Here is a 23,294-nt window from a genome sequence, read left to right as displayed (position 1 = left end):
CCAATAATGTTGAATCTGGACGTTGCTACGGGCTTTCTTATAAAATGTCGTCCCGACTTTTGACCAATTTATCCCGTAGGAGCGAAGAAGCATAAAGAATTCCGATTGAGAAAATATATTTACCTATCTAAGTATAAACGGTAGTCGATCATGAGGAAATTAAAGTTGCAGGTACAGATTACGCTGGATGGATTTATTGCCGGGCCCAATGGCGAAATGGATTGGTTAGTGCATAACTGGGGGGAAGACATCAACCGCTACGTTGCCGGACTGACCGAACCGGTCAGCACGATTCTACTGGGCAGAAAGTTGGCCGAAGGATTTATTGGTGCCTGGGAATCGAGAGCCTTAAATCCAGAAACCGCTGATGCCGGTACGCACAAAATGAATAGCACGCCCAAAGTTGTGTTTTCAAGGCAACTGGAGCGGATCAACGGCAAAAACGTTACGTTGAACCGGGGCGATATAGTTGAGGAAATTAACGCCTTGAAACAGGCGGAAGGTGGCGACCTGATTGCTTACGGGGGTGGCGACTTCGCGTCGTCACTGATCAAAAATAATCTGATCGAAGACTATTACCTCTTCGTCAATCCGGTAGCTTTAGGAAAAGGCATGGCCATATTTGGCGACCTAACCGGCAGGTTAAACCTTAAGTTGGTAGAAACCAAGTCGTTCGCGTGTGGTATTGTGGTCCTTCACTACCAATGCGTTTAATACGACGAACCTAAATTATACATTTTGGCCTGCTGACCCGGAAAGCACCTTCAGTGGCTGGAGTCGTCTGCTCCTGCCGAAGGTGCTCCCTGGGTCAGCAGGCCAAAAAAGCTATTTCCGCTACCTGACTTGTCAAAAGGATTTCTGCAATTTCGTGCCGAACGAATGCCAGCGTTTCTACACCCGTATGCTGATCAATTTATAAACCTGTAAGGTTTTGGGAACCGTGTAGGTTTGAGTTAGCTACTACTAACCAGCCACTTACTTATTTATTTTTGGCTTTTCCCTGCATTCTTCATCAGTACGCGCTCAAGGTTTATTTTTACGCCGTACTCGATAATTTCTGTCACTAATGCTTCAGGTATGGGTTCATTTAACGGAAACCGAATCGTCGACTTTGTAAGTTCATATCCTGCGAGTCGTTCTTTAAAGACCTTAAGCACTATGGGCAACACATAGAGCCCAATGTGATTTTTAGTAGCGGCATACCACACGAACCGGCCATGAAACCGGAACGCTGGCATTTGGTAGCTGATTAATTCTTCAGCGTCTGGAGCGGCTTCTGCAATTACCTTTCTTAACTGCGTCAACGTAGCACGTAGTGGAGCCGGTTGGTCCGCTATATAGTCGTCGACCGTAGGAAATCTGATTTTTTCGTCTATTGCCAAGGTCATGATGCTTTTTAGGTCAATAGTATATGTCAAAAGTCGATTAGAAGTATGATTTTGTGAAGAGCTTGTTTTTGTCATTCTGACGAAGGAAGAATCTTAGGGTACTTAACTTTAAGATTCTTCCTTCGTCAGAATGACAAAAACAAGCCATCTTTCGAAACTAATAAACCTCTACGCGTCCTCTAGGGCCTGGATGTCGAGCTTCGACATGGTCATCATGGCCTGCATCACGCGTTTGGCTTTCTCCCGGTCTTTATCGCCTAGTAACCGGCTTAAGGCTGAGGGGACAATCTGCCATGATACACCGAATTTATCTTTCAACCAGCCGCACGGTCCCTGTTCTCCGCCTTCAGAAAGTTTCTCCCAGAATGCGTCCACTTCGGCCTGCGTCTCGCAGGTAACGAAGAGCGACATGCCTTCGGCAAATTTAAAATGCGGGCCACCGTTCAGGGCGTAAAAATCCTGGCCATCCAGGTGGAACGTAACGGACATGACACTTCCCGCTGGTACAGGTGCTCCTGCGCCATAGTAGCTGATGTTATTGATTTTTGAATTTTTGAAGATGGAGGTGTACCGCTGTGCCGCTTCTTCGGCCTGGTTGTTGAAGGTCAGGAATGTCGTGATCTTTTGCATGTTGTTTACTGGTTTATTGCCGAAACAAATGTACGCCAGATCGAAACAGGGAAAGGAGGGCGAAGACGACAAAATGTAGGGTCTTTGCGACAAGAAATACCTGGCTTATTTTACCCCGTTTTGATACTCGTCAAAGACATCGAACACGGGGTAAACGATGTCGCCACTCACTAACCCGGCAGGCCCGTGCGACTGGTAATAGGTGATCGAGGCAACCCCTGTGTTCGTTAAGGCGCTCAGACTCTGGCGCGTCCAGTCGGCCCCAAATGCTGTTGTTTGACGTGGATCAGCCAGCGCGTTAAGGCGTTCAACGATCGTTCCAGCCCGTGTCGTAAACCGGGGACGTAAGGTTAGGGGCGAAATGTGGATAGGCTTGCCATCGCTGAACCGCCGGGCCGCCAGAACCGTTTCCGGCTGCCCGGCAATATTCTCCTGTATCGTTAGGTCATCGGACGCGTGAGCCTCCGGAGTGATGGAAAAAGATACAAAATCAACCAACTCGAAATCAAAATGATTACGGTTCAGCTCGGCGAAATTATCGTCGGTGCCTCCCCCAATAAGCAGCCCCGGCCACTCACTGCGTAGTATTGGTACCAGTGTGTGTAGGAGTTCATTCGACGTCGTCAGCGTTTCGGTATTGTAGAGCATCATTGAGCGAACCGGTACGGCATGATTCTGAAGGAAACCCTGTAGGGCACCCAGTTCATTCGCGGGCTCATTGCCGAAGAACACGGCGAGTTCAAGGGGGACGCCCAACCGTTGCGCATCTTTTATGGCATTGGTCAGGAGCGTTTGCCAGAATCGGAAGCGAAAAAATACATCAGCCCGCAGGTGCGACAGGTTTAGTTTTTTCAATAAAGCCAGTTCGGAAGTGGTTAACGGTGGTCCGTCGGTTCGTTGCCCAACGCCAATACGTGGACGAGTCGGAGTAATCTCTATTACCTGCTCCGGCCTTTCAACGGCTGTTACGTCATTTTGTATAGCCTGTTCTGACAGCCCGAACGTCACGGTTTGACGGAATTCCTCGTCAACAGAAACCGCTACCGGAAATGGCAGACTGTTCGGTGTCGAATACGTTTTAAAGGAGGCATCCGTCCAGTTGCGCTGGTCCTCCATTTCGAATATATCGCCCGAAAAGTCAAGCTGCCAGACGGTTCCGGAAGCTGGTTGCCAACGTAGCGTTTGTATGTTCAGGAAAGGTTGATGCGGGTTGATGTAGACCGGAAAGTTCTCATTGGTAGTACGTCCATCGGGCGAAGTCACCTCTGCGGGCTGGCCCAGTACGCCATCGAGTGGATGCAGTACGCACAAACCAATTCGGTTTTTCTCGAAGGCGTTCAGCGCTTTACCGTAAAAATCGACATTGATGGAACCATCTGTCTTTCCCTGGATCTCAACTCGTCCCGTCATTTGAATACCGAGATCGTCTATGTGCCAGGCGTAGTGAATTTGGAAAGAATCGGCGTTTTGCTCGATCACTTCGTCGGTAATAGTGAACGCGGCCGTAACCCAATGGCGGTCCCGAATCGCGAAATAAATCATTCGGAGAATTTCCGCATCACCGAGTGAAACGTACCGTAGGAAACCGTTTTCATAGCGAACCCGAAGCGGGCCAGCCTGTAGGAAATGGGGCATGGGGTTAATTGTGGCTAAGGTCATAAAAGGTACCTGAAGAAAGCCAGTCGACTACCCTTTGCTACTGAACGGCCTGTCATTTATTAACCCCAAAGCACTAAAAGGGACTTTGTCCGAGATGAGAAAAACCACTTTAGGAGCCGGGGGTCAGATGGCCCTTCGCCTGGTTTCATTAGCCGATCAGCCAGCTTGCTCCGCGCAGGTACTCCGCAATCAGCAGACCACAGTACGTACCGACGGCGTTGCCCAGCGCACCCGCCAGAATGCCCGGCAAATGCAAATCGGGTCGGTTCAGACTTTTGGTCAGCGCCAGACAGGAAGCCGAGCCGCCCAGACATGCCTGAGAGGCTACGCTGAGTACGGCCCAATCCTGGCGGAGCAAGGCCCCAACGCCAAACTGAACCAGGGAATGGACGGCCACAAGAATGCTGACAAACAGAAGCATCATTAGGGCTAAATGCCCGTCTTTTAAGAGCGCTGCAATGTCGCAGTAGGCACCGATCACGGCCAGAAACAGGTAAATACAAAAGATGCTGACCACCCGGACACCCCGCAATTTCTGAATAGGAGGCCATTGGGCCAAGATCAGGGCTAAAGTCGTTAACGTCAAGATTTTAGGGATAGCGGGTACGTAAATGGCGAGCTGTCCTGCCAGAAATAAACCCAGCACACCAAGGCCGATGAGCAGGGCCAGGTCGGTTGGAGACATGGTTTCGACATCGCTGATCTGGGCATTGGCTTCGACCTCGAACTGCTCCTTTTCAGCCGGTGTCCAGTCATACACCAATTGTCGGGGGAAGTATTTGTTGAGCAGTGGTGGTAACAGCAGCGTGACGCCCATCCAGACTGCCGTGACGATATTGTCGGTCGCAATGGCCGCGGCATATAAGTTACCTGCTTTATTGACTCCGTAGTGGAGGGCAATGGCGTTGAGGTTACTGCTGCCGCCGGTATAGGTTCCGGCAAACATGCCGCCCAGTGCATAATACAAGGTCCCAAATCCTTTGGGCCCGGCTACTGCCCACATACCCGCCACCACACCCAGCAACGTACCGGCTGCGCCAAGAAAGAAGTTCATCACCATCGGCGTCCCGGCGCGTCGCAGGCTGCTCAGGTTAACCGTCAGGAGCAGGTAAAAAATCGAAATCGGAGCCAGGTATGTAAAAATGCCATCGTATAGGGGAGGGGCATTGGTCGACGTGGGAATCAACCCAATGTTAGCCGTTACAGCGGTTAGCAGAATGACGGTGAGCGATGTGCCCAGTTGACGGAAAACGGGCAGTTTGGTCAATTGGTCAGCCACGAGGATATTGCCCATCAGTAACGCTAAAATAGCTAATGGGTCCTGGATCAGGGACATAGGGAGGGGGTTGAAAAGCGGAATATACAAAAAAAATGACGAGCTTACCCGACAGACAATCGTTTCTGGTTCACCCTGCGCCTGTTGTTTCAACCTGAAAAAGAAAAATCATGTCTTTCCTCAAAAAACTACTCTTCAAGAGCGTAAACCGCTTATCTGCCTTGTGCTGGATGGCTCTGGCCTTCGCCATCTTCAGCGTCAACCTAGCCCTCGGGCAATCACCACCCGACGCCGATATTTTCCTGGTGGATCTTACGTTGACAAGCCAGCCTGCTCAGGTCGGAAATCCCGTTAACATTACCCAGCGTAAGGGCTATGACAATCAGCCTTCGTTTACCCCGGATGGCAAGAGTATTTTATACACCGCCATGCAGGACGACGGACAGACGGACATCTACCGCTATGATCTTCAGCAAAAAACGAGTTCACCCCTGACCCGAACCGCCGAAAGTGAATATTCGGCCACGGTGACCCCGGATAAGGCGTATTTTTCCGTCATTCGGGTGGAAAAAGATAAAACCCAGCGCCTGTGGAAATTTCCCATCTCCGGCACCGGTGAGCCAACGCTGGTACTGGAAAAGGTTAAACCGGTGGGGTATCACTGCTGGCTTACTCCCGACTGGCTGGCGCTGTTCGTCCTGGGAGCACCGAACTCACTTCAATTGGCCCACGTCGGCGCTGGTGATACGACCCGAATCGAAAGCAGTATTGGGCGGTCGCTTCACAAAATTCCGGGTAAAAATGCGCTGAGTTTTGTGCATAAACGCACGGCCACCGAGTGGGACATAAAGCAGCTTGACCTGAAGTCGAACCAGCTTACGACGATTGCGCCCACATTAGCCGGGAGCGAAGATTTCGTCTGGACACCCGATGGTACGTTGCTCATGTGTCAGGGAACGGCCTTATATCAGCTTAAACCGGGCGCTACACCAGCCTGGACGAAGCTGGCTGACTTCAGTTCACTGGGTATTAAACAGTTGAACCGGCTGGACATTGATGCAGCGGGCAAAAAATTAGCGTTAGTCGGTCAATAAAGATGATGGATAGACGGCTCATGCCGGATCGGCCGGAGTCGATTCAGGCTGTCCTACGTTAGCGTAGAGCGATACACGAGCGGGACTAATGTGTTACGTCATCAGGGTAACCGATGGTAGTTGGCAAGCGAATGATCTGGGCAAGGACTTAAAATCTACTCAAGGGGGCGTATCTAGAAAGGGCTGCAGAGCCGGTGTCAAGTCTGCTCAAGGCTGGCAATCGATCAATAGTCACCTGATAAGTAAGCTGCCAACGGGTTGAATTGACATAAACCGGAAAGAGGTCATACACGTTGAAAACTAATGGTCCCTGGAATAGCGATAGAATTACTACGTTTAGAACGTTTTGTAACGGGCCACTGGTCCTGAGAAATCGGTCCGGGCCATGGTGGAGGACGAAATGCTATAGCCTTTTTGCCCCACCAGATTTCCTGACGCATCGTAGCTATAACTATTTCCAAAGGCATAGGTGGCATCCCGATTGGCGTCAGTCACTTTATCACTCTGGTAGGTATAACTCGATGTTTCTTCAAGTAGCTTGTTGGCCTTATTGAGTCGCCAGGTGGTTTGCCTGATCCACAGAAGATTTTCTTTGGGTATTTGGGCAAAATCAAAGCCCGGCTGGTCAAGGCCAGCCAGATTGTTGACCAGTGCATACGTAGTGCAACTGATCAACGTCTGATCTTCCTCATAGGCGTAGGTAACAACGCGGGGAGCATCCGACCAAAATTGCCCGTTGAGGTACGAGAAGCTCATCGTATACCGCTCCTGAGACCGACTAAAGCTGGCATAATCAATGAACCGACCTATGGCATCGGGTTGAGGTTTGAAGGGTGTAATCAAAAATAAATTGCTCACCTGGCGCACAAGGCGCCCTTGTTCATCATAGCTGTTGTTTTCGAAGCCGGTTGCGTCCACGATTCTTCGGCTCAGCATTCGTTTACTGGCGTCGTAGTCGTAGCGCCAGCGTCGGGTAAAAGAGGAAGGGTCATCTATTGAGGATTGTGTTTCGCTAATGACGTTACCATTGGCATCATAGGCAGCTTCGTAGACGACTTTATTTCCCCTTTTTTCCTGGACTAACTGCCCCTGATCGGTGTAGGTGCGAAACGATTCGGAAATAATCCTGGTTTCTGCTTTCTTAGCATTGACTGAATACGAAACTTCATGGGTGAGGCTAGTCGTATTCTTCCAATAGTCATACTCATTGATGATCTGCTGATCGGGATCGTGCACCACGGAGTTCGGGCAACACGAAGCGATTCCCCGTTGATCATAGGTTTGCACCGTTTTTTTTATTCGTAACTGGTCATCGTAACTCAGGAGAATCGTCGAGGTATACCGGCCCGCCGGAATCACGTCCATGGTGTAGTCAATAGCCGTTCTGGCCCGTGTTGGAATACCCGTAGCATCATAATCCGTCACCTCGAAGCCCCCGGGAAAATTGGTGCTATAGATTAGTATACTGCGATGGGCTAGCTCCGCTGGCGTTGGATTAGCCGAATCGGGGTGCTGGCAGGCCAAGCCAGCCCACCCTAGAACGAAGAAGACGAGTAATTTTTTCATACCAGTTGCTAAAATGAACCTGAAGACTTGGCTATCCATCGAACAAAAAAAGAAGAAAGTATTTCTATACCCATAACGGTCGTCGGCCTGTATGAGCCAGCTTTGCCTGCTACGTTCTTAAAATCACTTTTAAGAGCAGCTTTCTGGAAGACAGACACTAAAGTCGAGCTTATTTGTTGCACCATCCGTGTAATTATGTGTCGCCGTGGTATGGCGGTTATAAAATACGCCGATTTTCTGTAATGCTCTGCCCCAACGTTATCGTCCCGGAATCTTTACCAGCATGCACTATGCGCGTGTCATTGCTGGTATTTTGCATTTTATACATAAAAAATAAAATCCGATTGGGGGATTTATTGCGCCAACTTGTCTTCTATATACTAGACCCTTAGACTGGATGGCTTCAGATGTATTTCTCTTTCGGCAATCGGCCGATCCGACACCTGCCGGAACGACGCAATTAGTACGGAATGATGCCGAAGTGACAAGTGATACGTCGGTCCGACCCGCGCCCGTCGATAGCGAATTGTTCATCCGTAACGCCTTTGCGGCTGATCCACGAGTCGGCTGCGAGTTGCTTTTCAGGCAGTATTTCGCGCCTTTATGCAGCCATGCCATTCGGTTTGTCTACGACCGGCAAGTTGCGGAGGACGTAGTGGCTGATCTGTTTTATGCGCTGTATACCAAAGAGTTGTATAAACAGATTCAGGGGTCATACCGCGCGTATCTGTTTCAGGCCGTGCGTAATCGTGCCTACAATAGTTTGCGTTGGGAATTAAACCGGCAGGAGCCGCTACCCGACGACCTCGACCGCCCCGATCTTGACGCCACCCAACCCGACCGGCTGTTGCAGCAGGACGAACTCTACCGGGCGCTGGAGCAGGCCGTTCAGCAACTGTCGCCCCAACGGCAGCGGGTGTTTCTGCTGAGTCGGTTTGAAGGTAAGTCCTACAAAGAGATCGCTGCCGAAATGAACCTATCCCCCAAAACGGTTGAAAATCATCTGCTACGTGCCATTTCGGCCGTTCGGCAAATTCTTCGCCAACAGAAATTGATTAGCTGGGGACTGTTGCTATTGTCGGCTTTATCGTAACGCTCAACGACTTTCTACCTCATCATGGAACCTACCCGAGATTTGTTATTTACCTATTTCGCCGGACAGGCAACGTCTGTTCAGCAGAAAGTGATCGGTGAGTGGCTGGCCCGGCCTACCAGCCGGGAAACGTATTTTCAATGGCTTGACGAATGGGAGCGGAGTGTCCCCCAATACGCCCCCGATGTTGATCGCCACCTGGACCGGTTTCGCCAACGGCTCGACAGCCCGGTGGACGAACAACCCCGATTACTACGTCAATCCCCGGACGAGCCGCGACCATTCTGGCATCCGGGCCGCTGGCTGGCGGCAGCTACGATTGCCGTTACGGTGCTCGCTGGCGGCTGGTTCGTCAGGGAGCCGCTAGTCTATAAAACGATTACGACGGGGCCGCGCCAGCTTCGTTCGCTACGTCTGCCCGACGGTTCGACCGTAGCGCTGAATAGCAATTCGTCCCTGAAAATCCCACGTATCGGGTATGGGTGGCTGTCGCGACGCGTGTCGCTAACGGGTGATGCAGTCTTCGATGTAACCCATCTGTCGACCAATCAGCCGTTTGTGGTGCAGGCTACCGATGGGCTGGCGGTTGAAGTGTTAGGCACCGAATTTTCGGTACGTAGCCGGGCTGCCAGCGCGGAGGTTGTGCTGAAGCGGGGCAAAGTAAATCTCCATTACAAGACGAACAATCAGACAACCCAGGATCTGCTCATGAAGCCCGGCGATAAGGTCATGGTTGATGGAAAGGGCTCCCTGCGCCTACAGGACCGGCTCGACACCACCCGATTTGCTACGTGGCGCTATCGACTGTTTCGTTTCAACAATACCTCGCTGCGTGAAGTGGCTCACCAGATCCAGAGCGTATTCGGAGTATCCGTCCAACTCACCGATCCGGCCTTAGCCCGCCGAACGCTCACGGGTACCATACGGGCCGGATCGTCGGACGAACTGGCCGAAGCGCTGGCCGAACTGCTCAACCTGCGGGTCAGTCACCGTGATCAAAATCTAATTTTTTCAACTGCTTCCGAACCCCAACTTACTCAATGAGAAAATCGCTACCCCTTGCGCTGGCAACCAGTTGGTTGTTAAGTGTGGGTTATGGCCACACCGTGGCTCAAACTCTGGCCTTTGCCCGATCTGCTCAACAGGTCGACAATACGCACCCTACTAAAATTAATAACCTTGTCGTTGCCAATCAGACACTTAAGCAGACCTTGTTGCAGCTTAAGGAGCATTATAGTGTCGATGTGTTGTTCGAAGAATCGGTTGTGGCGTATCAGCTTGGACCGCTCGAACCACTCAATCTGAACGCCCGCTTAGAAACGAATCTCAATACTATATTAAAACCGCATGGACTTCGGTTTAAAAAACTTCGGTCCGGCGCTTACCTGATCCTGCCGCCTAAAAACAGCGATCGGGCCACGATCAGCGTACCTGAACAACCAGCGACAACCGCAGCTACCGGTCCGGTTCCATTAGCTGGCCTGACAAATCTATCCACCGTTCAATTGACCGAATCGGTACCGACCGACGTACGGATCAGCGGCCGGGTCACTGGCGAAACGGGTGAAGGATTGCCGGGCGTGAGCGTCGTGGTAAAAGGCTCTCCCAGAGGCACTACGTCCGACGCACAGGGTCGCTATCAACTCAACATTCCGAATGGGAGTGCTACATTGGTATTCAGCTTTGTTGGCTACGTTACGCAGGAACAGGCGGTTAATAATAAGTCGGTTATTGACGTCCAGTTAGTGCCCGACAACAAATCCCTGAACGAGGTCGTGGTGGTTGGCTACGGCCAGGTCAAAAAAAGCGATCTGACGGGCGCGGTGGCCACGGTACCCGTTGACGAAATCCGTAAAGTGGCCGTCACGTCCCTCGATCAGGCGTTACAGGGTCGGGCAGCAGGTGTTCAGATTACGCAGAATTCAGGTGCACCGGGCGGAACCACAAGCATACGCATCCGGGGTGGCAACTCGATTCAGGGCGATAACGAGCCGCTGTACGTTATTGATGGCATTCCCTTCAAAAATGATGGCGCCAGTTCCGGAGGTAATTTCAACGTATTGAGTACGCTGAATCCCAGTGATATTGAGTCAATTTCGGTCCTGAAAGACGCGTCTTCAACGGCCATCTACGGATCGCGCGGGTCGAACGGGGTCGTCATTATCACGACCAAACGGGGTAAAGCCGGTAAATCAACAATCACCTTTGATGCCTATTACGGCGTTCAGACTGTTCGCCGGAAATATCCATTACTGAATGGACGAGAGTATGCCCAATTCGTGAACGATGCCAATACGAACGAAGGCCGCCCGGCGGTTTATACCCAGGCGCAGGTCGATGCCTTTGGGGTAGGCACCGACTGGCAGGATGAAATTTTTCAGCAGGCACCCATTCAGAATTACCAGCTCTCCTTTAGCGGGGGTGACGAAAAAACGCAGTACGCGATTGGGGGCGGGTATTTTAAACAGGGCGGGCTGATTGTCAACTCCGATTTCGACCGGTATTCGTTTCGAATCAACCTGGATCGAAAACTGACCAGCAAAATCAAAATAGGTAACAGCCTGACGGTTAACCGAACCGTTGCCAACCAGGCGCGTTCGGATGGGGATCTGGGCAGTGCCGGTCTGGTGACCATCGCGGCCCTGCAATTTCCGCCGATTCTGCCCGTTCGCAACCCCGACGGTACGTATCTGCTGACGGACCCCGCACTTCCCTTTACCGCCGACAATCCGGTGGCGCTGGCCCGCGACAATAAAAACCGGAATACGGCATACCGCATCTTTGGGAGCGTCTTCGGTGATTATCAGATTATCGACGGGCTGAACCTGCGCGTATCGCTGGGTATGGATGGCATATTACAAAAGCAGGATTCCTACGTGCCGAGATCGGTTTCCAGCGGGCTGGCACAGGGGGGGACCGCTTCGATTTTTAATAGTCAATCCATGACGTGGCTGAATGAAAACCTGCTGACGTACACGCGCACGTTCAATAGCATTCATAACGTAACGGCGTTGCTGGGCTACACGCAGCAGGCCAACCGGACGGAAAGCAACCGGTCGCAGGCGCGGAATTTTGTAAATGACAATCTAGGATCAGGCAACCTGGCGTCGGGTTCGGTGCCCTTAACGCCTGAATCCGGTATTGGCACATGGGGATTGCAATCTTACCTGGCCAGGATTAATTACGGCTACAAAGACAAATACCTGCTGACGGCTTCGTTCCGAAGTGATGGTTCCTCACGTTTTGGGGCCAACAAACAGTACGGTTATTTCCCATCGGGGGCCATCGCGTGGCGGGTTTCCGAAGAAGCGTTTCTGAAGAATAATCGTGTTATAAATGACCTGAAATTACGAGCCACCTACGGCTCCACCGGGAATCAGGATGGCGTTGGTAATTACCCTGCCTATTCGCTGCTGGCTACCCAGAATTACGTTTTCGGGAATACCGTATCAACAGGCCTTGGACCGAATCAGATTGCGAATCCTGACCTGTCGTGGGAAACGACAACCCAGGCTGATCTGGGTGTGGATGTTGGTTTTCTTAACAACCGTATTACCCTGACCGCCGATGTGTACCTGAAACGTACGAAAGACCTGCTGCTAAACGTAACGGTTCCGAGTACGTCGGGATTTTCGAGCGCGATTAAAAACCTTGGTAAAGTCGAAAATAAAGGTGTCGAACTGAGTATTTCGTCGCGCAACATCGACGGTGCCTTCAAATGGAGTACCGATTTCAATTTCGCCTTGAACCGGAACAAAGTGCTCGACATTGGGGGGACACCGCAAATTTTCGCCGGTAGTGTAGCGAACATTGGTCAGGGCCTGAATTCGGGTATTATTCGGGTGGGTGAGCCGCTGGGGTCATTTTTTGGCTACGTGACCAATGGCCTGTATCAAACCGCCGACGAACTGACGGCACTGGCCGATCCACAAGCCCGCAAACCCGGCGACCGCAAATACCTCGACCTGAACGGCGACAAGAAGATTGACGACAATGACCGTACGATCATTGGTCGGGCGCAACCCAAATTCCTGGGTGGTATCAGCAATACGTTCTCGTATAAAGGGGTGGAACTGACGGCTTTCTTCCAGGGTGTTTATGGGAATAACATCCTGAATGCCAATCGCTACGAACTGGAGTACCTAAACGCTACCACCAATCAGGATCGGGACGTACTAAATCGCTGGACGCCCACGAACACCAACACCGATATGCCCCGGGCATCGACGACCCGCCCGGCCAACCGCGTCTCGACCCGGCAGATTGAAGATGGTTCGTACCTGCGGCTGAAGAACATTCAGCTTGCCTACAACTTACCGGCAGCGGTTCTGAGTACGTTGAAAATTCAATCCGTACGGGTGTATGTAACGGCGCAGAACTACCTGACCTGGACGAGCTATTCGGGCTACGATCCGGAAGTAAACCGCTTTGGTCAGGACAGCCGAAGTCAGGGGTTTGATTACGCCAGCTATCCGTCCGCCAAAACCATCCTGTTTGGACTTAACGTAGGTTTTTAAAAATATATATGAGGTATGATATATACTGTATGATGTGGCTGACGCGAAAGCAATACCGCACGGGCGGCCCCGATCCTGTATTCTATTTCATACATCATTTTCAAATCCTGAGCCATGAGAAAAAACATATTCCTTACCCTGCTTCTACTCGGCGCAATGACGTCCTGCGAAGTGCTGGACCAGAAGCCCGAATCGAATTTTACACCCGCGAATTTTTATAAAAACGCCGACGATGCCAAGGCCGCCGTTAGTGCCGTGTATGATCCGCTGAACAACGCCAACCTGTACGGTCAGATCATGTGGATCTTGCAGGATCAGGCAACCGATGATGCCGAATGGGGCAATGGTCGGTCGACGGCCAACCAGCCCAAAAACGACCTCGATAAATACACGTTTACCCCGGCCACCAATACGTTTCAGTCGATCTGGTCGACTGTGTATTCGGCCATTAACCGGGCCAACGCCGTGATCGGCCGTGTACCAGCTATCACGATGGATGAGAGCCTGAAAGCCCGCTACGTGGCGGAAGCAAAGTTCATGCGCGGCTTTTATTATTTCACCCTGGTTCGGCTGTTCGGTGGTGTACCACTGATTACGGTTGAGACAACGTCGTTGAATGATTTAGCTGTCGCCCGGGCATCAGTGGATGATGTGTACAAATTGGTTATTCAGGATTTCACCGATGCCGAGGCTGTACTGCCAACGACCTATTCTACGGCCGATAGAGGGCGAGCTACCAAAGGAACTGCGAAAGCCTTTCTGGCCAAGGTCTATCTGACTCGTCAGGACTGGCCGAAAGCCTCGGCCAAAGCCAAGGAAGTGATCGATTTGGGTGTGTATGACTTATGGGCCAACTTCGCTGATGCCTTCCTGATCGCCAATAAAAATGGGAAAGAAGCCGTCTTCGAGATGCAGGCCCTAAGCGGTGGTTTTAACGAAGGAAGCCTGATGCAGGGGTACATGCGCCCGAACTTTGACCGCGTCAACGGAGTGGCCGGTTTCGGTGATGACCCCGCTACCGAAAATCTGTACAGAGCCTATCGTGCCGATGACAAGCGCCGGAACGTAACGCTGAAACTGTATTCGGCGACCAGCACACCCGCGGCTCCGGCCAGTGTTTTGTTTCCCTGCTACGTCTATAAATACCTGGACCCCAGCGCAACCGGAACGAGCGATGGGGGAAATAACTACCCAATTATTCGGTATCCCGACGTACTGCTGATGTATGCGGAGGCCCTGAACGAGCAGGCCGCCAACAGCACGGATGCGTATTCGACGATTAATCGCATTCGAAATCGGGCGGGCTTGCCGAACCTAACGGCTAACCTGAGTCAGGCCCAATTTCGTGACAGCCTGCTGCTGGAACGTCGGCTGGAACTGGCGTTTGAAGGCCATCGCTGGTATGATCTGGCGCGTACGAAACGATTGATCAGCGCCATGAAAGCCCAAAACCCGACGATTGTGGTCGAAGAACGGCATTACCTATTTCCGATCCCTCAGACGGAACGCGATGTAAATCCCAAACTGGATCAGAATCCGGGGTATTAAGCAGTAGTCGTTCAAACCTATAAGGTCGTTGAAACCTACAGAGTGTATTGGAGGTGTTGAGCATCGTTTTCAACTTCGCCGAGCCACATCCTTAAAGCTTACGCAACTACACCCACAAGGTTTATATCATTAACCCAGTCAATCAGTATGAAAAAACTGCTTATTCTTTTCGCCTGCCTTCCTTTTTTCAATACGCTGACCATTGCTCAATCATCGCTAACTACCGTAGACATCTGCATTTACGGCGGTTCATCGGCGGGTGTCATTGCGGCTTATACCGCGAAGAAAATGGGGAAATCCGTCATTCTGATTGAACCCGGCCGTCATCTGGGCGGATTAACGACGGGCGGTTTAGGCTACACCGACATTGGTAATAAATACGCGATTTCAGGCATCGCCCGCGATTATTACCGCCAGATCGGGAAACATTACGGCAAGTTTGAACAGTGGATTTTTGAACCTCACGTCGCCGAAGACCTTTTTCAGCAATACGTCAAACGGGCCGACGTCAACGTCCTTTATTCGTATCGACTCGCATCGGTAAATAAACAGAATGGTGTTATCCAGAGCATTACGGTAGAGCCATCGTCGGCAGCCAGTAAAACGCTACGTACCATCAACGCGAAAGTTTTTCTGGACTGCACCTACGAGGGCGATCTGATGGCTAAAGCAGGGGTTAAATACACCGTTGGACGTGAAGACAACAAGACGTATAACGAAACCTACAACGGCTTTCAACTGCTCGACAAACACCAATTTGCCGACGGCGTTGATCCGTACAAAACGCCCGGCAAGCCCGAAAGCGGGCTGTTATGGGGCATCAGTACGGCACCCGTGCTGGCCAATGGTACAGGCAGTAAACTAGTGCAGGCCTATAATTTTAGAATTTGCCTGAGTAGCGATCCCGCTAACATAATTCCCATTACAAAGCCCGAAGGCTACGATTCCACGCGATATGAGTTGCTGCTACGTGCCATCGACAAGAATCCCAAGCTGGCATTCAACACTATTCTAAAACCCGACCGCATGCCGAATCAGAAGACGGACATCAACAACAATGGACCGTTTTCAACCGATATGATTGGTGAAAATCAGGACTTCCCCGAAGGCAGCTACGAACGCCGGGCCAAAATTCAGCGGGAGCACGAACTGTATAACAAAGGCCTCTTGTATTTCATTGGGCACGATCCCCGGATGCGCAAAGACATTCAAACGGAGATGCTGAAGTTTGGGTATCCGAAAGATGAATATACCGATTCGGGCAACTGGTCGACCCAGATGTACGTGCGCGAAGCCCGGCGCATGATCGGCGACTACGTCATGACGCAGGCCAACTGCCAGGGTAAAGAGGTGGTGAAGGACGGCGTTGGCATGGCAGCCTACACGATGGATTCGCACAATTGCCAGCGGCTCGTGGTGGAGAAAAACGGTCAGCGAATGGTCAAAAACGAAGGCGACGTGCAGATCGGAGGCTTTCCGCCTTACCCAATCTCGTACCGCTGTTTGATTCCCAAAGCCGAGGAATGCAAAAATCTGCTGGTGCCTGTTTGTCTGTCAGCGAGTCACATTGCCTACGGTTCCATCCGGATGGAACCGGTCTTCATGGTGCTCGCGCAATCGTCGGCGATTGCGGCCAGCATGGCCATTGACGGAAAAACATCCGTGCAGGCCATCGACGTTAAGAAATTGCAAAGCCTACTCAAAACCAATCCATTAGCCGATGGCAGTACGCCCGAAATACTGGTGGACAATGACGACCCCACGCAGGTGACCCGCGCAACTGACTGGACGCGTGACAACAACCCAAAAGGGGCGTATGGTCCCAGTTATTTTACTGCGTTGGCCTCTGGCGGGGATGTCAAAACGATACGTTTCAGCCCTACCGTTACCAAAGCCGCTACGTATCAGGTGTATATCTATTTTCCGAAAATTGCCGGTGCTTCGAGCAAAACAAATCTGGTGGTGTCGGCGGGCAGCCAGACGAAAGACATAACGATTCGGGAAGCCGACATTCGGGTGGAGGGGCAAACGTCGGGTGAGTGGGTATCCTTGGGAACTTATAAACTGTCGCCGGGGGAGAAAAACTACGTTGACGTAACCACCAAAGATGCGGATGGCATTGTCGTGGCCGATGCCGTGCTATTCGTGCCGAATTAACGTATATTACACCCCAACCCCCTTATTGCGTATTATTTCGTTCTCGCCGGGTTAAAGCCCGACGCAGTTCATCCATTCTATATTTTTGCGCCGGGTTTTAACCCGGCGAGAACGAAACAATACCGCAGGTCATTTAATACAACTCAATAAAGGGGCTTAGCTCGACTATTCTCAACCTGAGTCCGGCAGCGGCCGACCGTCCTTCCTTCAGGGGGTTGGGAGTAAGACGAAATAGCTAATGAAGATGAGTATAATGGCCTTTTTTGAGTGCCTGAAGCCTATTTGACTACCGGTTGCATCAATCAATGGTGTATATTTGACACATGAAATCCCCTGTGTGTCTGCTGTTGGGCCTTTATCTGCTTGCGCTGTCGATGCTTCCCTGCGCCGACCAATGCGAGCCGGTATGCTTGCCAGCGCAGGCAACAATGATTGCGGCTGATGGTCATCAGCACCCGATCAATTCAGCCACGGGTGATTCCTGCTCTCCTTTTTGTGTTTGTAGTTGCTGTGGGTTGCCCATCGATACACCCCCGCCTGTATTCAGCTTTCACTACGTTGACCAACCGTCAGATTGGCAACGTGCCCTTTTTGAGTTGGTTGAATCTGATTTCCCTTCCCCCTCGCTGACCACCTGGCAGCCACCCAAAGTAAGCTAAGACTGGATACGTGCGTCTTAACGAACCTGTGCAACCATGTTGCGTATGGAATCTCGTTCGCGCGCTACTCATCTGTTCATCTTAGCTACCTGGTTTTATGCTGGATTCTATCATCCGCTTTTCCATTCACAACAAGCTCATTATTGGGCTCTTTACACTAGCCTTGATTGCCTGGGGTGCCTATTCGTTTAGTCAGCTTCCCATCGACGCCCTGCCCGACATCACCACCAATCAGGTTCAAATCATTACCCGATCGCCCGCGCTGGCGGCACAGGAAGTCGAACGACTGATCACGTTTCCCGTCGAACAGACGATGGCGACCATTCCCCAGGTTGTCGAAGTACGGTCGATCTCACGTTTCGGCTTATCGGTAGTCACGATTGTATTTACGGAATCGACCGATCTATATTGGGCGCGCCAGCAGGTGAGCGAGCGCCTGGCAGATGCCCGAACCGTGATTCCGGCGGGTACGGGCGAACCGACGCTGGGGCCTGTCAGTACGGGTCTGGGTGAAATTTACCAGTACGTTATCTACGCCAAACCCGGCTTTGAGAAACGGTATTCGCCGATGGAACTGCGGTCGCTCCAGGACTGGGTAGTCCGTCGGCAGCTACTGGGTACGCCGGGTGTAGCGGATGTCAGCAGCTTTGGAGGGTTTGTCAAACAATACGAAATCGCTATTGATCCCGACCGACTTCGGGCGTATGGTCTGGGTATCAATGATTTGTTTACGGCACTGTCCCGTAACAACCAGAACACAGGGGGCGCTTACATTGATAAAAAACCCAATGCTTACTTTATCCGGTCTGAGGGTTTAGTGGGGAGCTTGGACGACATTGGCCGCATCGTCGTCCGGCGAACATCGGGCGGGGCTCCGGTGCTGATTCGGGACGTAGCGACGGTACAATTTGGTTCGGCGGTTCGGTATGGGGCACTGACCCGTAACGCAGAAGGCGAAGCCGTGGGCGCCCTGGTGCTGATGCTTAAAGGCGAAAATGCCAGTCAGGTTATTAGCCGGGTGAAAGCGCGCATGGACCAGATTCGCCGGACATTGCCCGAAGGCGTCGATATTCATGCCTATCTGGATCGCTCGGAGCTGGTCAATCGCGCGATTGGTACGGTGACCAAAAACCTCATTGAAGGCGCGTTGATCGTTATTTTCGTCCTGATCCTCTTTCTGGGAAACCTCCGGGCCGGGCTGATTGTAGCGTCCGTTATTCCGCTGGCCATGCTCTTTGCGATTGGGATGATGAACGTCTTTGGCGTATCGGGTAACCTGATGAGCCTAGGGGCCATAGATTTCGGCCTCATTGTCGACGGAGCCGTTATTATCGTAGAAGCTACCCTGCATCATCTGGGACAGAGCAAACTGAAACGATTCTCACAGCCTCAAATGGACGAGGAGGTCTTTGTATCGGCCAGCCGCATCCGTACCTCGGCCGCTTTCGGGGAAATCATTATCCTGATCGTTTATCTACCAATTCTGGCGCTGATCGGCACCGAAGGCAAAATGTTCCGGCCGATGGCTGAGGTCGTAAGCTTCGCTATTCTGGGGGCCTTTCTGCTGTCAATAACCTACGTGCCGATGGCTTCCGCGCTGTTTCTGAGCAAGAACGGAACCCACAAACAGACCTTGTCCGACCGACTGATGAAGGCCGCCCACCGGTTCTATACGCCTGTCATTCGCTGGTCATTACAGGCTAAAACGTTGGTTCTGCTGGTGGCGGCCGGGTTTCTGGTCGGCGCAATCTGGCTCTTTACTACGTTGGGGGGCGAGTTTATCCCTACACTCTCAGAAGGCGATTTCGCGGTTGAAACGCGTGTACTGACCGGTTCGTCGCTCTCGCAAACGGTGGATAAAACACTCCAGGCATCGGGGCTTCTCAAACGGCAGTTTCCCGAAGTAAAGGAGGTGATCGGAAAAATTGGCTCCGGCGAAATACCTACCGACCCCATGCCCGTCGAAGCGGCCGACCTGATGATAATCCTAAAACCTCAAGCTGAGTGGACATCCGCCGATACACAGGAAGAACTGGCTGATAAAATGGCGGAGGCTTTGAAAGCGATTCCGGGGGTTACGTTCGGATTTCAACAACCCATTCAAATGCGCTTCAATGAACTGGCCTCGGGCGTCAAACAGGACGTAGCCGTCAAGATTTTTGGTGAAGACCTGGATCAACTCACGCAGCTAGCCGCCCGTATCAGCCGACTGGTCGGCAGCGTCAAAGGGGCGACGGACTTGTATGTCGAACAGGTAGAAGGCTTGCCCCAGATTGTGGTAAAGGCTGATCGTGAAGCACTGGCTCGCTACGGTCTGGCAGTCGATGATATCAACCATACCCTCAGTGCGGCCTTCGCGGGCGAGAGTGCGGGGCTGGTCTATGAAGGTGAACAACGCTACGATGTCGTCGTGCGCCTGGGCGATCAGAGCCGCCGAAGTATCGACGACGTACGGAACCTGACGGTCGCCATCCCCGGCGGCACGCCGGTTCCTCTAGGTCAACTGGCTAGTGTAGAGCTAAAGCCTGGCCCTAATCAGATCCAGCGCGAAGATGCCAAACGACGGTTAACGATCGGTTTCAACGTGCGCGGGCGTGATGTGGAGCACGTAGTGAATGAGTTATCGCAAAAAATCAATGAGAAAATCAAGTTTCCAATGGGGTACTACGTAGTATATGGCGGGCAGTTTGAGAATTTGATCGAAGCGCGGGATCGGTTGGCCGTGGCCGTGCCAGTAGCCCTGATCCTCATTTTTGTGCTTCTGTTCGTTACGTTCAATTCGGTGCGGCAGGCACTGCTGATTTTTACCGCCATTCCCCTGTCCGCCATTGGGGGCGTGCTGGCGTTATGGCTCCGCGATATGCCTTTCAGCATCTCGGCGGGTGTCGGGTTTATCGCCCTGTTTGGCGTAGCGGTACTCAACGGTATCGTATTGATCGCCGAATTCAACCGCATCCGACGGGAAGAAAACGAGTCTGATCTGCACGAAGTTATCTTCCGCGGAACGTACATCCGGTTGCGGCCCGTGCTGATGACGGCGACCGTTGCGTCGCTGGGTTTTCTGCCGATGGCCCTGTCTTCGTCGGCGGGAGCCGAAGTACAAAAGCCGCTGGCCACGGTCGTCATCGGCGGCTTGATCACAGCTACGTTGCTGACACTGATCGTATTGCCGGTTCTGTATTATCTGGAAGAAAAGACGTTTGGCAAAAATCAGGCTCCCCCTGTTCCCATCACGCAAACGGCTGGTTGGTGGCCTTGGCTATTCATGGGTACGTTGCTGGGGCTGGGTGGTTCAGTCCACGCGCAGGTTACGAATCAGCCAAGTCCTGTACGACAAACGGCTTCATTCAATCTTTCACAAGCGCTCGATCAGGCGTATCAGGCCAATCCAACGCTCCGTGTGTCGGCGCTTGGTGTGGGGTATCAGCGGGCCTTGCGCGGTACGGCGGGCGACGTTGGGAAAACGGATATTTCCGTCTCGGCGGGACAGTACAATAGCCAGTATTTCGATGGCTCGATTACGGTGGCGCAGCGTTTGCCTGCGCCTGCCTTGGTGCGGGGCCTGCGGTCGTTAGCCGATGCCCGCATTAATGGAGCCGAGGCCGAAGGCCGACTCAGTCGGCAGGAACTGGCCTACCAGATCAAGTCCACCTACTACGTTCTGACCTACCTCAAAGCCTTACGGCAAACGCTGGTTACGCAGGATAGTCTGCTAACGGCTGTTGCACGCGGAGCGGCTGTGCGCCGACGAACGGGCGAAGGAACATTACTGGAGCAAACGGCCGCCGAAACAGCCGCCCGGCAGGCCGCTTTATTGCAGCAACAGAACGAAGCTGATCAACAGATACTGCGTCGGCGACTGCAAACATTGCTGGGGCTTCCTGCTTTGCCTGCAACGGGTGATTCGGTGCTGAGGGCTCGTCCGCTGCCCGTCGTTGATTCGATGATGTTATCTGCGAATCCAGAACTGGCTTTATTACGGCAGCAGATTGAGATTGTTCGGCGCGAAACGGACGTCGAGCGGGCCCGGCTCAAACCCGATCTTTTCGTCAGCCTGACCAACCAGTCGTTGCAGGGCGTGGAGCAGGTGAATGGCGTGGATCGTTTCTACGGATTCGGCAACCGCTTTACGTATGGCCAGTTCGGGCTCTCGCTCCCCATCTTTTCCAAGCCATTGCGGGCGCGGGTACAGGCCAGTGAACTGGCCCAGCAACGAACGGAAGCCAGCCTGACAGCCCGACAGCGTAGTCTGGAGGGCGAATTAGCCGAGCGCCTGCAAGCCTATGCCAAAAACCAGCAAGCTCTGGCCTATTACCAGACATCGGCTCTTCCCCAGGCGGTTCAGATTCGAACGCAGGTTGATAAGGCGTATCGAGCTGGCGAGATTGGCTACGTCGAGGTACTGCAAAATCTGCGTACCGTGAGCGATATCCAGACGGGCTACCTGGCGGCTCTCAACGAACTGAATCAAACCGTTATCACCATTGAACTGCTCTTAGGCATTACCCAACCATGACGTTCTCTAAACGACTCTTTATAACTACACTTTTGCTGGCTTATCTGGGCGGTTGCCAGCAAACTGATAAGCCAGTGGAAGCGGGAAACCCGGAAACCTCGGGAGATTCCACCCAAAAGGAAGCCGAAGCAGGCACGGTTGAACTCACCGAAGCCCAATATGAGACGGTGGGTATTAAGCTGGGCACGGTTGAATCCCGAACGCTGAGCAACCTTATCCGGGTCAATGGGATACTGAATGCGCCCCCTCAGCAACAGGTATCGGTAGCGACGCATTACGGGGGTATTCTGGCTACGGCCAATCATCTGGCGGGTACGTCCGTGCGGAAGGGGCAGGTGCTGGCCGTGCTGGAAAACCCCGAATTTATTCGCCTGCAACAGGAATATCTGGAAACAGTGAGTCAACTGACGTTCCAGCAGCAGGAATACGAGCGGCAGCGCGAACTCAGCCGCGAAAACGTGGGCGCGCTGAAAACGTTTCAGCAGGCCACCGCGCAACTAGGCCTTCTCAAAGCCCGCGCCGAAGGGCTCCGGCAACAACTCGCCTTATTGGGTATTTCAATGGCTAGGTTGCAGGCCGGGACAATCAGCCGTACGGTCGAAATTCGTTCGCCCATTGATGGCACCATCACCGAGTCCAACGTGAACCGGGGGCACTACGTTAACGCCAACGATGTGCTTTTTGAGTTGGTCGGTACCAGTGGCCTGCTAGCTGAACTGGCCGTTTTTGAGGGCGACATCGCTAAAGTTCAGATAGGACAACGGGTTCGAATATCCGTTGTGGGCGAAACGAAGGAACGGATGGGACGTATCAAACTCATTAACCGCCAGACGGGTACGGATCGCACCGTCAAAGTCTACGCATCGCTGGATGGCTCCGGTTTATCTCGGCCGGGCACCTTCCTCAAAGCGGCCATTGAAACAACCGCATCGCCTGAATCAGCCTTGCCCGAAGGCGCTATCGTACAGGCCGGGAATCAATCGCAGGTATTCGTGTTTGACCAAAAGATAACCCATGACGGCGCGACGCATTACCGGTTTCGGCCGGTGCCCGTGCGGGCGGGTATTGTTGAAAATGGCTACCGGGCCGTTACGTTGCCGACCGATTTCAAACCCGACTGGAAAATCGTAATCGCCGGTGCCTATGACCTGCTGTCGGTCATGAACAATGTGGAGGAAGAAGAATAAATAA

15 protein-coding genes are annotated in these 23,294 nt (G+C 52.4%); 10 read left to right on the top strand and 5 right to left on the bottom strand.

What is annotated here, in order from left to right:
* The first annotated feature begins 150 nt into the window (after positions 1-150).
* Positions 151-714 carry a dihydrofolate reductase family protein gene (locus ACYVEA_RS01135; RefSeq protein WP_461111459.1) on the top strand — a complete coding sequence of 188 codons (564 nt, stop codon included), beginning with the start codon at positions 151-153 and terminating at the stop codon, positions 712-714.
* Between the two features lie 269 nt (positions 715-983).
* On the opposite strand, the gene ACYVEA_RS01130 is transcribed toward ACYVEA_RS01135, so the two are convergent.
* The 4 genes from ACYVEA_RS01130 to ACYVEA_RS01115 form a co-directional block, all read right to left on the bottom strand.
* On the bottom strand, positions 984-1,388 hold the full coding sequence (locus tag ACYVEA_RS01130) for an iron chaperone (protein ID WP_461111458.1): 405 nt from the start codon (positions 1,386-1,388) through the stop codon (positions 984-986).
* 168 nt (positions 1,389-1,556) lie between these two features.
* Positions 1,557-2,018 (bottom strand): VOC family protein, encoded by a 462-nt coding sequence (locus ACYVEA_RS01125; protein ID WP_461111457.1) that lies wholly within the window; start codon positions 2,016-2,018, stop codon positions 1,557-1,559.
* A gap of 105 nt (positions 2,019-2,123) precedes the next feature.
* On the bottom strand, positions 2,124-3,677 hold the full coding sequence (locus ACYVEA_RS01120) for a hypothetical protein (protein ID WP_461111456.1): 1,554 nt from the start codon (positions 3,675-3,677) through the stop codon (positions 2,124-2,126).
* 148 nt (positions 3,678-3,825) lie between these two features.
* On the bottom strand, positions 3,826-5,013 hold the full coding sequence (locus ACYVEA_RS01115; protein WP_461111455.1) for a DUF819 family protein: 1,188 nt from the start codon (positions 5,011-5,013) through the stop codon (positions 3,826-3,828).
* A gap of 110 nt (positions 5,014-5,123) precedes the next feature.
* Between ACYVEA_RS01115 and ACYVEA_RS01110 the strand changes: the two genes are divergently transcribed.
* A complete protein-coding gene (locus ACYVEA_RS01110; RefSeq protein ID WP_461111454.1) occupies positions 5,124-6,047 on the top strand; it encodes a TolB family protein in 924 nt (307 codons plus the stop codon).
* Between the two features lie 336 nt (positions 6,048-6,383).
* Here the strand turns inward: ACYVEA_RS01110 and ACYVEA_RS01105 are convergent, their stop codons facing one another.
* Positions 6,384-7,613 carry a hypothetical protein gene (locus ACYVEA_RS01105; RefSeq protein ID WP_461111453.1) on the bottom strand — a complete coding sequence of 410 codons (1,230 nt, stop codon included), beginning with the start codon at positions 7,611-7,613 and terminating at the stop codon, positions 6,384-6,386.
* A gap of 397 nt (positions 7,614-8,010) precedes the next feature.
* Here ACYVEA_RS01105 and ACYVEA_RS01100 point away from each other — a divergent pair, with 397 nt between their 5' ends.
* The 8 genes from ACYVEA_RS01100 (at position 8,011) to ACYVEA_RS01065 (ending at position 23,290) form a co-directional block, all read left to right on the top strand.
* Positions 8,011-8,706: an RNA polymerase sigma-70 factor gene (locus ACYVEA_RS01100; RefSeq protein ID WP_461111452.1), complete on the top strand. Its 696-nt coding sequence runs from the start codon at positions 8,011-8,013 to the stop codon at positions 8,704-8,706.
* Positions 8,707-8,730: 24 nt separating this feature from the next.
* Positions 8,731-9,750 carry a FecR family protein gene (locus ACYVEA_RS01095; protein ID WP_461111451.1) on the top strand — a complete coding sequence of 340 codons (1,020 nt, stop codon included), beginning with the start codon at positions 8,731-8,733 and terminating at the stop codon, positions 9,748-9,750.
* Positions 9,747-13,223, top strand: a complete 3,477-nt coding sequence (locus ACYVEA_RS01090) for a SusC/RagA family TonB-linked outer membrane protein (protein WP_461111450.1) — start codon at positions 9,747-9,749, stop codon at positions 13,221-13,223. The genes ACYVEA_RS01095 and ACYVEA_RS01090 overlap by 4 nt, the downstream gene beginning before the upstream one ends.
* Positions 13,224-13,337: 114 nt before the next feature.
* Positions 13,338-14,771, top strand: a complete 1,434-nt coding sequence (locus ACYVEA_RS01085) for a RagB/SusD family nutrient uptake outer membrane protein (protein ID WP_461111449.1) — start codon at positions 13,338-13,340, stop codon at positions 14,769-14,771.
* Between the two features lie 147 nt (positions 14,772-14,918).
* Entirely contained in the window at positions 14,919-16,928 is a 2,010-nt protein-coding gene (locus ACYVEA_RS01080) for an FAD-dependent oxidoreductase (protein ID WP_461111448.1), read from the top strand.
* A 323-nt stretch (positions 16,929-17,251) separates the two neighbouring features.
* Positions 17,252-17,587, top strand: coding sequence for a DUF6660 family protein (locus ACYVEA_RS01075; RefSeq protein ID WP_461111447.1), 336 nt, complete (start codon positions 17,252-17,254; stop codon positions 17,585-17,587).
* Between the two features lie 97 nt (positions 17,588-17,684).
* A complete protein-coding gene (locus ACYVEA_RS01070) occupies positions 17,685-22,103 on the top strand; it encodes a CusA/CzcA family heavy metal efflux RND transporter (RefSeq protein WP_461111446.1) in 4,419 nt (1,472 codons plus the stop codon).
* Complete coding sequence (locus tag ACYVEA_RS01065; RefSeq protein ID WP_461111445.1) at positions 22,100-23,290, top strand: efflux RND transporter periplasmic adaptor subunit; 1,191 nt, start codon at positions 22,100-22,102, stop codon at positions 23,288-23,290. Before ACYVEA_RS01070 ends, ACYVEA_RS01065 begins: the two co-directional genes overlap by 4 nt.
* Positions 23,291-23,294 lie beyond the last annotated feature (4 nt).

It is taken from the genome of Spirosoma jeollabukense (genome assembly GCF_054777855.1).
Note: the sequence above shows the minus strand (reverse complement) of the source record. Positions and strands in the feature narration are given on the sequence as shown.

What these genes read in the sequence shown, in the direction of transcription:
- ACYVEA_RS01085 (WP_461111449.1), top strand. Translation starts at nt 13,338, where the DNA reads ATGAGAAAAAACATATTCCTTACCCTGCTTCTACTCGGCGCAATGACG.
- ACYVEA_RS01120 (WP_461111456.1), bottom strand. Translation starts at nt 3,677, where the DNA reads ATGACCTTAGCCACAATTAACCCCATGCCCCATTTCCTACAGGCTGGC.
- ACYVEA_RS01130 (WP_461111458.1), bottom strand. Translation starts at nt 1,388, where the DNA reads ATGACCTTGGCAATAGACGAAAAAATCAGATTTCCTACGGTCGACGAC.
- ACYVEA_RS01070 (WP_461111446.1), top strand. Translation starts at nt 17,685, where the DNA reads ATGCTGGATTCTATCATCCGCTTTTCCATTCACAACAAGCTCATTATT.
- ACYVEA_RS01095 (WP_461111451.1), top strand. Translation starts at nt 8,731, where the DNA reads ATGGAACCTACCCGAGATTTGTTATTTACCTATTTCGCCGGACAGGCA.
- ACYVEA_RS01110 (WP_461111454.1), top strand. Translation starts at nt 5,124, where the DNA reads ATGTCTTTCCTCAAAAAACTACTCTTCAAGAGCGTAAACCGCTTATCT.
- ACYVEA_RS01090 (WP_461111450.1), top strand. Translation starts at nt 9,747, where the DNA reads ATGAGAAAATCGCTACCCCTTGCGCTGGCAACCAGTTGGTTGTTAAGT.
- ACYVEA_RS01115 (WP_461111455.1), bottom strand. Translation starts at nt 5,013, where the DNA reads ATGTCCCTGATCCAGGACCCATTAGCTATTTTAGCGTTACTGATGGGC.
- ACYVEA_RS01135 (WP_461111459.1), top strand. Translation starts at nt 151, where the DNA reads ATGAGGAAATTAAAGTTGCAGGTACAGATTACGCTGGATGGATTTATT.
- ACYVEA_RS01125 (WP_461111457.1), bottom strand. Translation starts at nt 2,018, where the DNA reads ATGCAAAAGATCACGACATTCCTGACCTTCAACAACCAGGCCGAAGAA.
- ACYVEA_RS01065 (WP_461111445.1), top strand. Translation starts at nt 22,100, where the DNA reads ATGACGTTCTCTAAACGACTCTTTATAACTACACTTTTGCTGGCTTAT.
- ACYVEA_RS01075 (WP_461111447.1), top strand. Translation starts at nt 17,252, where the DNA reads ATGAAATCCCCTGTGTGTCTGCTGTTGGGCCTTTATCTGCTTGCGCTG.
- ACYVEA_RS01080 (WP_461111448.1), top strand. Translation starts at nt 14,919, where the DNA reads ATGAAAAAACTGCTTATTCTTTTCGCCTGCCTTCCTTTTTTCAATACG.
- ACYVEA_RS01105 (WP_461111453.1), bottom strand. Translation starts at nt 7,613, where the DNA reads ATGAAAAAATTACTCGTCTTCTTCGTTCTAGGGTGGGCTGGCTTGGCC.
- ACYVEA_RS01100 (WP_461111452.1), top strand. Translation starts at nt 8,011, where the DNA reads ATGGCTTCAGATGTATTTCTCTTTCGGCAATCGGCCGATCCGACACCT.